The sequence below is a fragment of the Pseudomonas sp. 05T35 genome, from assembly GCF_056396605.1.
In genome coordinates this window covers 1-12691 of the sequence record NZ_JBFTLU010000155.1, presented here as the reverse complement: position 1 = coordinate 12691, position 12691 = coordinate 1, and the positions used below count along the sequence as shown (strand labels likewise).

The following is a 12691-nucleotide window of genomic DNA, read 5'->3' as shown; positions in this document are numbered from 1 at the left end:
GGTGTTCTGTGGCGCCCAGCGTGATCCGGTGCATCAATGGCGAGCGCTGTTGGTGACGGCTGCACTGGATGGTTTTGTCGAGATTGAAGACTGGTATGCCAGCGGCGGGCGCGAACGCCACGGTGAGGCGTTGCATGAGCGGGTGCTGCAAGACCTGGCCGAGAACCTGGCGCGGATGCACAAGGGGCGCTGGCAGCATAGCTGCTTGTATATCAAACATGTTTTTGTGCGCGTCACCGGTGAAGGTGACGCCGCCAGGGCCGAAGTGGCATTGCTCGATCTGGAGAAGTGCCGCCAGCGTCTGACCCGTCGGCAAGCAGCTTCACATGACATGAAACAGCTACGCCGCCACTCGTCGTGGGGCTCGGCAGATTGGGCGAAGCTCATCTACTTTTATAAGAAGGCGTTTGGCAGCTCCATCAAAGGTTTGTAGCCATGAAACTAGAAATTGCTAGGGGGCTATTTTTGGCAGGAGCCTTGGCAGTTGTTTCATTGGCGGTGGTCGGCCTGGAGCAACCACGTACGCAAGTTCTCAGTGCAAAGAATAGCGGCGCGCATTGCCCGCTACCACGGACTGCGAAGTCATCATCCACGGTGACCCATTCCGAAAATGATGAGTTGTTATTGTTCATGCTCGGCATGACTCAGGGAATGAAACACCAGAGTTGACCCCCCTCAGCCCACATCAAAGGCCTCGTATACGCGAGGCCTTTTGTTTTTGAACCCAAATCTTCAATTTGCCGCCATCCCCTGTGGGAGCGAGCCTGCTCGCGATGACGGCTTAACATTCAACAATGATGCCGGCTGTCAGTGAGCTATCGCGAGCAGGTTCGCTCCCACAGGAATAGCTTATGGCGGTCACTTCAGGTCCTGTCGGGTTTGGCCAGCAACGTGTAGATGCAGGGCAGCACGAACAGGGTGAACAGGGTCCCGATCGACATGCCCGTGGCGATCACCATCCCGATATCGTAGCGGCTGACGGCTCCCGCGCCGGTGGCGATGATCAACGGCACCATGCCGAAGACCATGGCAGCGGTGGTCATCAATACCGGACGCAGGCGAATGGCTGCCGCTTGCTCCACGGCTTCGCGGGGTGTCAGGCCCTTGTCCTTGCGCAACTGGTTGGCAAACTGGACGATCAGGATCCCGTGTTTGCTGATCAGTCCGATCAAGGTCACCAATCCGACCTGGGTATAGATATTCATGCTCGACCAGCCCAGGAACAACGGGATCAGTGCGCCGCAAATCGACAGCGGCACGGTCACCAGAATCACCAATGGATCGCGGAAACTTTCGAACTGCGCCGCCAGCACCAGGAAAATGATCGCCAGTGCCAAGGCAAAGGTCACCCACAAGGCGCTGCCTTCCTGAACGAACTGCCGCGAGGCGCCGCCGTAATCGAAGGCATAACCCGGTGGTGCTTCCTCTTTGGCGATTTGGCGCACGGTATCGATTGCCTCACCCATGCTGACCATCGAAACGCCGGAAAGAATCGCTGAGTTGAGTTGCTGGAACTGATTCAGCTGTCGCGGTCGTGCGCGGTCACTGATGTTGATCAAAGTCGACAGGGGCAACAGTTCACCCTTGGTGTTTTTAACGTAGTAGCTGCTCAACCACTCGGGATTGTCCCGGTAAGGCCGTTCGACCTGGGCGATGACCTTGTAACTGCGCCCCTCGATGGTGAAGCGGTTGATCTCGGCTTCCGCCAGCAACGTCGACAGTGTCACGCCCAGATCCTCCATCGAGACGCCCATTTGAGCGGCCTTGGCACGGTCGATATCAACCACCACTTCGGGCTTGTCGAAGGCCAGGTCGATGTCGAGGAACGCGAACTTGCCGGACTCCAGGGCACGCTTCTTCACCCGATTGACCAGCTCCAGCAATGGCTCGTAGTCATTGGCGGTGTTGATCACAAACTGGAACGGCAAACCTTCACCCGTGCCCGGAAGAGAGGGCAGGTTGAAGCCGAAGATTTGCAGGCCGGCGATGCTCGAAAGCTTTTGCTGCACCTCTGGCAGAATCTGCATCTGGGTTCGTTTGCGCTCATTCCAGGGTTTGAGCAGGAAACCGCCAATACCTGACTGTACGCCGTTGAATCCGTTGATCTGGAAGGACGAGTAGTACTCGGGAAACGCCTTGAATATCGCGAGGAATTCGTCGGTGTAGGTATTCAGGTAATCCAGGTTGGCCGTTTGCGGGGCGTTTGCCATCATGAAAATGACGCCCTGGTCTTCATCCGGTGCCAGTTCCGACTTGGTGAACTTGAGCAACACCGGGATCAGGCACAGCACGATCACGGCAAACACCAGCACCACCGGCCGGGTATTGAGCGTGCCGTGCAGGACACTTTGATAACGACGCTTGAGCCCTTCGAAAATCAGATCGAGACGATGCGCCAGGCCTGACGGGTTTTCATCGTGACGCAAGAGCAGCGCACACATCATCGGCGACAGCGTCAGGGCAACGATCCCGGAGATCACCACGGCGCCGGCCAGGGTCAGCGCGAACTCCTTGAACAGAGCACCGGTCAGGCCCGTCAGAAAACCGATGGGCGCATAGACCGCCGCCAGGGTGATGGTCATCGAGACCACCGGCATGGCGATTTCCCGGGCGCCTTCGAGGGCGGCGCTCAGCGGTGTTTTACCTTCTTCTATGTGTCGGTGAATGTTTTCGACCACGACGATGGCGTCGTCCACCACCAGGCCGATGGCCAGCACCATCGCCAGCAACGTCAGCAGGTTGATCGAGTAGCCCATTAGTTGCATGAAGAACATCACGCCGATCATCGACAGCGGAATGGTCACCACCGGGATCAATACCGAACGCAGCGCACCCAGGAACAGGAACACCACGACAATCACGATCAGCACGGCTTCGAAGAGAGTTTTAACCACTTCGTTGATCGAGGCCTGAATGAACAACGTGGCGTCGTAGGCGATTTCAGCCTTGAGGGTAGGGGGCAGTTGGGATTCCAGCTCCGGCATGAGCTTGCGCACTTCCTTGATCACGTCCAGCGGGTTGGCGGCTGGTGTGGCCTTGATCCCGATGTACACCGACGGCGTACCGCCAAAGGAGCTGACGGAGTTGTAGTTCTCGGCGCCCATTTCCACGCGCGCCACGTCGCTGAGCAGTACCCGGCTGTCGCCRTCGATTTTCAGCGGAATGGCGGCGAAGGCTTCGGCGCTCTTCAATTCGGTGTTGGCATTGATGCTGGTGACGACGTACTCACCTTTGACTTCACCGGCAGCGGACAGAAAGTTGTACTGGCGCACTGCGTTACCGACATCACTGGCGCTCAAGCCGAAACCGGCGAGTTTTACCGGGTCGAGCCAAAGACGCATGGCAAACACCTGGTTGCCGAGAATGGCCGCTTCAGCCATGCCGGGAAGAGTGGCGAGCTTGGGCTGGATCACCCGCGACAGGTAGTCGGTGATCTGCGGGTTGCTCAATTCCTTGCTGTAAAAACTCATGTACATCAGCGCCGAGGCCCCTGCGGCCTCCTTGCTCAGCACCGGGTCTTCAGCGTCTTTGGGCAGCTTGTTCTTGACCTCGTTGGCCTTGGCCAGCAGTTCGGTGAACAGTCGGTCGCTGTTGGAGCCGATGCGTGCATAGATTGAAATCACCGAGAAGTTCTGGCGGCTGACCGAGGTCATGTAATCGATGCCTTCGGCACTGGCCAGGCTTTGCTGCAAGGGTTGGGTGATGTAGCCCTGAATGGTTTCGGCGTTGGCGCCGGGGTAGGCCGTGGTCACCGTGATCAGCGCGTTCTCCATTTGCGGATATTGGCGCAGCGGCAGTTTGCTCCAGGCCTGGAAGCCCAGCAGCACAATCAGCAGGCTGACCACGGTGGCGAGCACCGGGCGGCGAATGAACGGATCGGTAAAAGCCATGGGAATTCCTTGATCAGTTCGTGCGCGGTTGGCTGGTCTGCACGGCTGGCAGGTTCTTGTCGGGGCTGACGACAATGTGCGTGCCGTTGTCGAGTTTGATCTGGCCGGCACTCACCACTTGCTCGCCGTTCTGCAAGCCTTTGTTGATCGTCACCAGGCCTTCGCGACGCTCGCCGGTTTCGATGAAGCGCCGTTCGGYGATCAGGATCGGCTGGCCCTGGTCGTCTTTCTCGACGTTGCCGTTCGCGTCCTTCTTCTGGGCGACCACGTAGAGCGAGTTGCCATAGAGGGTGTAGGTGATCGCGCCTTCCGGTACGACGATTCTGGGTTGCGGGTCCGGCAGTATGACCTGCAGGCTGGCGAACATGCCCGGCAGCAATTTGTCGTCAAGGTTGGCGAGAGTGGCACGTACCAGCACGTTGCGGGTGCTGCTCTCGACCTTGGGGTTGATCGCGCTGATGACACCGGGGAAGTTCAGGGTCGGGTAGGCTGGGACCGTGATTTGAACCGCCTGGCCGAGGGCGATTTTCGGCACCGATTGTTCCGGCACGAAGAAGTCGACGTAAAGGCTGCTCAAGTCCTGCAGGGTGGCGATGACCGTGCCGCTGGGCAGGAAGTCGCCGACATCCACCTGACGAATGCCGATGGTGCCGCTGAAGGGCGCGACGATGTGTTTCTTCGCCAGCGCAGCCTTGAGCTGATTGACGGTGGCCTTGTTCTTGGCGAGCACTGCGGTGAGCCGGTCGAACTCGCCCTTGGAGATCGCCTGACTGCCGACCAGTTGACTGCCACGGCCGTAATCCAGTTGCGCCAGGCCAAGGTCGGCCTGGGCGGTTTCCAGAAAGGCACTTTCAACGGCGCTGTCGAGCTGCACGAGCGGTTGGCCGGCCTTGACCTTCTGCCCGGATTCGAACTGCACGTCCTTGACCGTACCGGCAATCTCCAGGCTCAGGTTGACCCCTTGCAGCGCCTTGAGGGTACCGACCGTGGGCAAGCGCGACTGCCAGGGCCGTTCGGTGGCCGTGGCCACGGCAACGCTCACCGGTGGTCTTGGCACAGCGAAGGTCTGGATCATCTTGTAGATGGAGAAGGCCTTGTAGCCTCCCAGCATCAGGACGATCAACAGCACGACACCCAACATGATCAGCATGCGGCGACGCAGCATATTCCACTTCCTTGGAAAAAATCAGGCGAGACAGACCGAACATTACTCCGTGTATGCAGGTGATTCCAGACAGCATTCTCTCGGCGGTCACACCTGACCCGTAGCAGCTGCCGAAGGCTGCGTTCGGCTCGGTCCGCGCTCGGGCGCAGCAGTCGTAAAATCATGCGCCGCGGTGTGTCAGGCTCAACCGTGGCTGCAGGATTTACGACCGCTTCGCGCTCGAACGCAGGCTGCGCCAGCTGCTACAGGGGGTATCAGGCCAGATTGAGCGTGGGAACGATCAATTTGGCAGCGCGGGTTTCAAACCAGATGCAGGTGGTTATCCCAAAGCCCTGCGGGGAGTTCGAGGGGTTTTGCCATCAGCGGTGTCTGCCGGCAATCATAGAAACGGCAACGCCCTTGCCCCGAGGTCACGACAAAGCCATCGGCCACTGCCCCGACACCGGCACAGTCGGGCAGTGGTGCATCGAGGCGCACTTCGCCGCTGTCCAGGTCCCAGATGAAAAAGCGGTTGCCGCGCGGCGCGGTGAGCGCCACCAGCCGCAAGTCACTGTGCACCGCGACGCTCGCGGTGTAGTGCCCCATGGCCTGCAACTGGTGCTCGGCCACCGGGAACGCGACAAAAGGCTGGCCGGGACGCTTGATCGCCAGCAGCTCGGATGATTCGTGCGCGGCGCCCATGAACTGCTGGCCGGTGACGATGGTGCCGTCGCTGGCGATCCCCATGTGACGCACGCTGTTCATCTGCTGGGCCAGGATTTCCTTGCTCAGCAGGCTGCCATCGCGCTGCATCAGCACCAGGCTGGGTTGCATGGCGTCGAGGTTCATCTCGACCCGGCTTTCGGCTTCGGTACGAATCCCGCCATTGGCCACCACCAGGGTTTCACCGTCGGGCATCCATGACACCTGATGCGGGCCGATGCCGTGGGTGGAAATCTCACCGCTGTAAACCAACCGCTGACCCTCGAAACGGTATACCCCGAGCAGGCCGCGCCCCGGGTCGCTGGTGTCGTTTTCGGTGGTGTACAGCCAGTCGCCGCTTTTATGAATAACCGCGTGACCGTAGAAGTGCCGGTTCGGTTGCGACACCACGGTTTGCAGCAGCGTACCGTCACGCAGATCGACCAGATAACTCTCGGTGCCCGGTCGCCGCGCGACGAACAGGGCTATCGGCAGAGCAGGGTGGTTGATGATGTCGTGGCAGCGCTGGCCGACTTCGGTGGCGAACACCCGAGTGCCGTCCAGCCGATAGCCGACGGCGTAATGTTTGCCGTCGCTGTCGTCGCGCGCCGAAAGCAGCAAAGGACCGTGGTCCTTTTGCTTGAACAGTTTCCAGCCGCCCAGCGTCACGGCGCCCAGCAACAAACTGCCTAATGTCAGAGCCTGACGTCGCAGCATGGCGCTACCCCTCATCAGTCACCGTCGTTGGCGTTGAAGCCGAGTTGGATGCCCAGCGCCTTGGCCAGTTCACCTTCGTGCAGGCGATGGACGACGTTGAGGCTGTCGTAAAGGTCGTTGAGTTGCTGGCGACCGGCATCGTCGGTGAGCATTTCGGTCAGCGAGCGCTGGCTGCTTTCGAACAGTTTCAACGACGCGGTATAGGCGGCATCGATCTTGTCCGCCAGCGGCTTTTGCTCGACCGGCAACAGGCCACGCAGGCCCTTGTTGTCGACACCGACCCAGACCGTTTGGGCGGCAGCCAGACTCGATTCCATACTTTGCAGCGACGACTGACTGCGCCATGCATCGGCCTGGAACGGCTGTGGAATGCCCTTGGTCTGACGACCCATCGGCGTGCCGAGTTTTTTCTTCAGGGTATCCAGTGCCGTCACTTGAGCGCGCAGCAAATCGGCGATCGCTTCGTGGGAATCGGCGTAACGCTGGTTCGGGAATTTGCTCATCTGGGCCAGCATGCCGTCGGTGCTGTTCCAGCTCGCGAGGATCTCTTCGGCCAGCTGTTTCTGACGCTCGCCGATGGCCGTCAGYAGTGGGCAGTAACGGGCTTTTTGCGCGGCGTCGGCCACGTTGGTTTTTTCGTCGAACAGAATGTACTCATAGGCCGAGAGGCCCTGCACGACAACGCTGGATTTGGCCAGCGCAGCGGCATCGATCTGCGGTTGCGCGGTGACCAGTTGCTCGACCTGACGGCCGACCAGGTTTTTCTTGTCCGGCCAGAACTGCACCTGCCAGGAGCGATTGCCTTCGGCCAGTGGGCCGACCAGCAACGGTTGCAATTGTGCCCAGGCTTTTTGTGCATGGAGGAAATCGGCGCGAGCCGTTGCAAGGTCCACCTTGCCTTCGCAGTAGGCCAGCGCACTGACGGCCAATTGGCGGTCGGCTTCAACCCAGCGACTGTAGGTCGGCAGGATCACTTGCTTGGCGATGGCAGCAGAGGTAACAGCTTGAGGGTCCTGGGGCGAGCAGGCACCCAGGACGAGTGCGGCAAGGCTGGTGAACAACAGCTTGGGGCGGAACATGTCGGGCTCCCTTTTTATGGGCAAAAACGTAGGGGAAAGGCGTCAAAGAGAATTCAAAAAGGCCAGCAACGCAGCGCGCTGCTCGGCATTGAACGCTAAAACCTGCTGCTGCGCCGCGCGCGCTTCACCGCCGTGCCAGAGCACGGCTTCAAGCAGGTTGCGGGCGCGGCCGTCATGCAGAAACTGCGTGTGGCCACTGACCGCTTGCGTCAGGCCAATGCCCCACAACGGCGGGGTGCGCCAGTCGCGGCCTGAAGCCTGGAATTCGCTGCGGTTATCGGCCAGCCCTTCGCCCATGTCATGCAACAGCAGGTCGCTGTAGGGGCGAATCAGTTGATTGGCCAATTCCGGTTCTGCGGAATTCGCGGCGGTGGTGAATTTCGGTGTGTGGCAGGACTGGCAACCGGCCTGATAGAACAGGTTTTTACCGGCCAGGACTTGCGAGCCGTTGACGTGACGGCGGGCCGGGACAGCCAGGTTACGGCTATAGAACAGCACCAGGCGCAGGATGTTGTCGCTGACTTCCGGCTCGCCATCCGGGCCATTGCCGTTAGGCGCCTGCAGGCAGTCAGTMTGGGCCTGGGTGCAGTCATCGAACGGTCTCAGACGGGTGGTAAGGCCCATATCGCCGGAAAACGCGTGAACGTTTTGCTGATTGAGATTCGGTTGCCCGGCTTTCCAGCCAAAACGCCCCAAAACGGTCTTTTGCTGCGCGTCATCCCACACCAGGTTTGGACGTCCGGCGATGCCGTTTTTGGCTTTAGCCTGGGCGTCGGCGTTGGCCAGGATATCGGCGTCAGAGATGGCTTCGAGCAGTCCGAGGCCAATCATCGGCGGGGCGACTCGAGCGGAAAAAAGCGTGTCGGGATGCATCGGGCCGTAGCCCAGTTGGGTGATCAGCAGCCTGGGTTTGCGCAGTTCGATTTCAGTGCCGTCGGTAAAGCGCACCGGGACCGGATCATAGTCGACGCGAACCTTGCCTTCGGGGGCGACGCCGGGCACGGCCATGTCCTGAAGCTGCCCGCCGTAGACTGGCTCAGGCACCACACCCATGTGCTCGATGACCTTGGCGTAGGCAGGGGCGTTGGGGATCGACAGACGCACCAGCATCGACACGGCATTATCGGAATCGACCGTTGGCGGATGACCGCGACCGTCCTTGATATGGCAGTTCTGGCAGGCGTTGGTATTGAACAGCGGGCCGAGGCCGTCGCGGGCGGTGGTGGTCGAGGGGGCGATCACCCAAGGGCTGCGGAAAAAACTGTTGCCGACGCTGAAGTCCAGGCGCCGGGCCGGCGAGAGGTTGGCTGAAGGCAGGGAGAACGCATTCCGGTCGGTCTTTCTGACAGTCGCTTCATCGCGAGCAGGCTCGCTCCCACAGGGTATTGCGTTCAGGCAGGTATAAAAAAGGCGACCCGAAGGTCGCCTTATTGGTCGGTCAGTGTTGATCAGAAATCGTGATCAGCGTTGTCCGGGTTCAGGTCGCTGATGCCCAGTTTGCCGGCAGCCAGTTCGATTGCACTGGTCTGCTTGACCAGTGCCGCAATGGCGTCACGCACGATCTGGTTGCCCGCGGTATTACCGGCAGCGATCAACTGGTCGTAGTGCTCACCCTTGTTGGCGTGATCAACCATGACCTGGATTTTGGCCTCGGTGGTGGCCAGGTCAGCCTTGAGCGCAGCATCGGCAGCCGGGTCGGCTTTGGCCACCAGTGACGACAGGCTGGCGCCGGTCATTTTGGTGCCGTCGGTGCGGGTGTATTCGCCCAGGTACACGTTACGAATGCCTTTGGCATCGTAGAAGTGCGAGTTGTGGGTGTTGTCGCTGAAGCAGTCCTGTTCGTCTTCAGGGGAGTTGGCTTCCAGGGAAACTTTCATGCGCTCACCCGCCAGTTCGCCCAGCGAGAGGCTGCCCATGCCGAAGAGCATTTTGCGCAAACCGCTTTCAGCCGGTTCTGCTTCCAGCTCGGCGCGGTAGTTGTCAGGCACGTTCGGCTTCCAGTTGCCGACCATTTCTTCCAGGTCGCTGACCAGCAACTGGGTCACGGCTTTCAGGTAAGCGCGACGGCGGTCGTTGTGGCCACCGGTAGCCCCGGCGCCTTCCAGGTAGTCCGACGCCGGACGATTGCCAGCACCAGGGCCGGTGCCGTTCAGGTCCTGGCCCCAGAGCAGGAATTCGATGGCGTGGTAACCGGTCGCGACGTTCGCTTCGGAACCGCCCAGCTCGTTCAGGCTGGCGAGTTTTTCCGGCGTGATGTCAGTCACGTCGATCTTGTCTTCACCCACCTGGATGATCGGGTTGGCGATGATGTTGGCGTTGCCCCCCGGGTTACCCAGTGCGTGCTCGTAGCTCTTGTCGACGTAGTCGATCAGGCCTTCGTCGAGCGGCCAGGCGTTAACCTGACCTTCCCAGTCGTCAATGATGGTGTTGCCGAAGCGGAATACTTCACTCTGCAGGTAAGGCACGCGTGCAGCAACCCAGGCCGCGCGAGCGGCTTTCAGGGTCTCGGCATTCGGCTTGGCGAGGAAGGCATCGATGGCCGTTTGCAGGGTTTTCGCAGTGGATTCGGCATCGCTGAAGACCGCAAAAACCATGTCGGCGTAGTGCGCGACGACGGCTTTGCCAGCGGCTTCATCGACTTTTCCGGTGGCAGCAGGCGCAGCAGGTGCCGCAGTGCTGGTGGCCGGAGTAGGCGCTTGAGGAGCAGCAGCCTTGTCTTTACCTTCGCCGCAACCGGCGAGGGAAATAGCGATAGCCAGCAAACTGGCGGTAGCCAGAGGCATACGAATCATGGCGAACATCCTGCTTCGGTAAATAATGGACAGGCGCGGGGTGCGCAAAACTGGCGACATAATGCAAATCTTTCGCATTATGTGTAAAGGGCCGCGGATGGAAATATGTCTTGTTTACGAGGTGGTTGCGCCTGCACATGACCTGCACATCACCTGTAGCAGCCGGCGTTCGGCTGCGAAGCAGTCGTAAATCCTGACGCCGCGATTAGCCTGACACAACGCATTGCCTGATTTCACGACTGCTGCGCAGCCGAACGCYGGCTGCGCCAGCTGCTACAAGGTCCGAGGTGAGATCAGCTGCGTACTTACAGGATCAACGCGTTACTGCGTTGGGCCTGTTTCAGATAAGCGGCCAGCTCCCGGGCAGGCAACGGTTTGCTGTAGAGATAGCCCTGACCTTCGTGACAGCCTTCAGAGATGATATAGGCCTCTTGCTCGACCGTTTCCACCCCCTCGGCGATCACCTGCATGCCAAGGCTTTTGCCGAGCTGGATGATCGCGCGAACGATGGTTGCATCGTCGTCGTCATCGAGCAGGTCCTGAACGAAGCTCTTGTCGATCTTGATCTTGTCCAGCGGCAGGCTCTTCAAATAGCTCAGCGATGAGTAGCCGGTCCCGAAGTCGTCGATAGCGATCAAGGCTCCCGAACGGCGCAGGCTGAGCAGGTGTTGCGCGGCGGTGCTGATGTCTTCCATCAGGCCGGTCTCGGTGACTTCCAGCTCAAGGCTGCGCGGTGGCAGGCGATGCATTTGCATCTGGTTGTTGACGACCCGTGGCAGCTCGGCGTGGTGCAGTTGCACGGTCGACAGGTTGACCGCCATGCGCAAGTCGCTGAACCCCAGGTCATGCCATTCACGCAGCTGTCGGCAGGCCTGGTCCAGCACCCATTCGCCGATGGCGATGATCGTGCCGTTCTGCTCGGCCAGCGGGATAAACAGGTCCGGCGGCACCAGCCCGTGTTCCGGGTGTTGCCAGCGAATCAGCGCCTCGACACCGACCACCCGGTGATCGCGGTAGCTGATCTGCGGTTGGTAGACCAGGTAGAACTGATTGCGGGTGAGGGCGTCGCGCAGGTCTTTTTCCAATTCGCGGCGCCGGCGCATTTCGCTGTCGACGCTGGCGATATAGAACTGATAGCGGTTACGCGAACGGGTCTTGGCCAGGGTCATGGTCTGTTCGGCTTTCTGCAACAGCTTCTCGGTGCTGTCGCCGTCTTCCGGGAACAGGGTGATGCCGATAGTTGCGCGCAGGCGGATTTCCTGATGATCGAGGGCAAACGCCGCTTCCAGGTCGTCGAGGATGCTTTGCGCCAGTTCGGCGGCTTCGTAGGGTTGCTCGATATCGGCCTGAACCAGCGCGAACTGATCGCCCCCCAGGCGGGCGAGCGCGCCGAGACGACCACTGTGGGCACGCAGACGGTCGGCCAGGGCCAGGAGCAACTGGTCGCCGGTCTGGTAGCTGAACTGCTCGTTGATGCCTTTGAAATCATCCAGGCCCACACACAGCACGGCGACCCGGCGTTGCAGGCGACCGGCGTCTACCAGGATCTTGTCCAGTTGCTGCTGCAATTGCTGGCGATTCGGCAGGCCGGTGAGGAAATCGTATTGCGCCATGCGCAACAGGCTGTTCTCGGCTTCGTGGCGCAGGTGGGTATTGCGTTCGATGGACTCAAGCAACTGGTTGGCGGTGTTGATCCAGATCCCCAGTTCGTTCTTTTCATGACCCTTGAGCTGCGGAATCTTGTGTTCGCTGGGACGGTCGGGATTGACGTTGGTCAGGTGTTCGATGATCCGCGACAACGGTTTGGTCAGCAGCCAGTGATAGACCAGGTACAGCACCAGGCCCATGGCCATGGCCCGCAATACACCGGAGATGAAGATGATCACCGAGCTGACAATAAAGCCCTGACCGTAGGTGGCGGTGTCGAGGGTGATGCTGAGGTCGCCGTAATACTCGCTATAGGGGCCGCGCCCCACCAGTTGGGTGGTGAACGTGCGTTCCTGGCCCAGAATAAGGTCGGTCAGCCAGCGGCTGTGGGAATGCTGCAAGTCACGGGTTTTTTCCGCAAGCATCGCTTCATTGGGGTGGCCGATGGAAGCCATGCGCACGGCGTCGTCCTGGAACAGGCCTTCGATAACCTGCATACCCATTTCCCGATCAAGGCTGTACACCGCCTGGGTCGAGGGATCGCGGAACATGTCGAGGATGCGCTGGGCATCATTGGCCACGGCCTGGCGTGTTTTATAAGCATCGAAAACGATCTGCGCACAGCTCAACACCACGCCGACGATCAATGCCGACAGGAGCACGACCCGGAGCAACTTCACCGACAAGCTGTTTTTGAGTTCCAGCTTCAAAGGGTAATTC

The 12691-nt window shown here is 60.0% G+C and carries 8 protein-coding genes and 1 pseudogene; 2 read left to right on the top strand and 7 right to left on the bottom strand.

Annotated elements, in window-relative coordinates; translation table 11 throughout:
• Both AC1DH9_RS14010 and AC1DH9_RS14005 read left to right on the top strand, forming a co-directional pair.
• Nucleotides 1–433 (top strand): lipopolysaccharide kinase InaA family protein (locus AC1DH9_RS14010; protein ID WP_477808314.1); only part of this gene is annotated, 433 nt, incomplete at its 5' end.
• 2 nt (nucleotides 434–435) lie between these two features.
• A complete protein-coding gene (locus AC1DH9_RS14005; RefSeq protein WP_427536215.1) occupies nucleotides 436–669 on the top strand; it encodes a hypothetical protein in 234 nt (77 codons plus the stop codon).
• Nucleotides 670–863: 194 nt separating this feature from the next.
• Here AC1DH9_RS14005 and AC1DH9_RS14000 read toward each other — a convergent pair whose 3' ends face one another.
• The 7 genes and pseudogenes from AC1DH9_RS14000 to AC1DH9_RS13970 form a co-directional block, all read right to left on the bottom strand.
• The gene (locus AC1DH9_RS14000) at nucleotides 864–3890 is read right to left on the bottom strand and encodes a multidrug efflux RND transporter permease subunit (protein ID WP_427536213.1); all 3027 of its coding nucleotides are present in this window, start codon (nucleotides 3888–3890) and stop codon (nucleotides 864–866) included.
• Between the two features lie 13 nt (nucleotides 3891–3903).
• The gene (locus tag AC1DH9_RS13995; protein ID WP_477808313.1) at nucleotides 3904–5055 is read right to left on the bottom strand and encodes an efflux RND transporter periplasmic adaptor subunit; all 1152 of its coding nucleotides are present in this window, start codon (nucleotides 5053–5055) and stop codon (nucleotides 3904–3906) included.
• 300 nt (nucleotides 5056–5355) lie between these two features.
• Complete coding sequence (locus AC1DH9_RS13990; protein ID WP_427536209.1) at nucleotides 5356–6453, bottom strand: DUF1513 domain-containing protein; 1098 nt, start codon at nucleotides 6451–6453, stop codon at nucleotides 5356–5358.
• A gap of 14 nt (nucleotides 6454–6467) precedes the next feature.
• Nucleotides 6468–7532: an imelysin family protein gene (locus AC1DH9_RS13985; protein ID WP_427536207.1), complete on the bottom strand. Its 1065-nt coding sequence runs from the start codon at nucleotides 7530–7532 to the stop codon at nucleotides 6468–6470.
• Nucleotides 7533–7574: 42 nt separating this feature from the next.
• Nucleotides 7575–8882: pseudogene (locus AC1DH9_RS13980) on the bottom strand (di-heme oxidoreductase family protein); the annotation flags it as partial.
• A gap of 98 nt (nucleotides 8883–8980) precedes the next feature.
• Nucleotides 8981–10324 (bottom strand): imelysin family protein, encoded by a 1344-nt coding sequence (locus tag AC1DH9_RS13975; RefSeq protein ID WP_427536203.1) that lies wholly within the window; start codon nucleotides 10322–10324, stop codon nucleotides 8981–8983.
• Between the two features lie 305 nt (nucleotides 10325–10629).
• Nucleotides 10630–12681, bottom strand: coding sequence for a putative bifunctional diguanylate cyclase/phosphodiesterase (locus AC1DH9_RS13970; RefSeq protein WP_427536201.1), 2052 nt, complete (start codon nucleotides 12679–12681; stop codon nucleotides 10630–10632).
• Nucleotides 12682–12691: the final 10 nt, after the last annotated feature.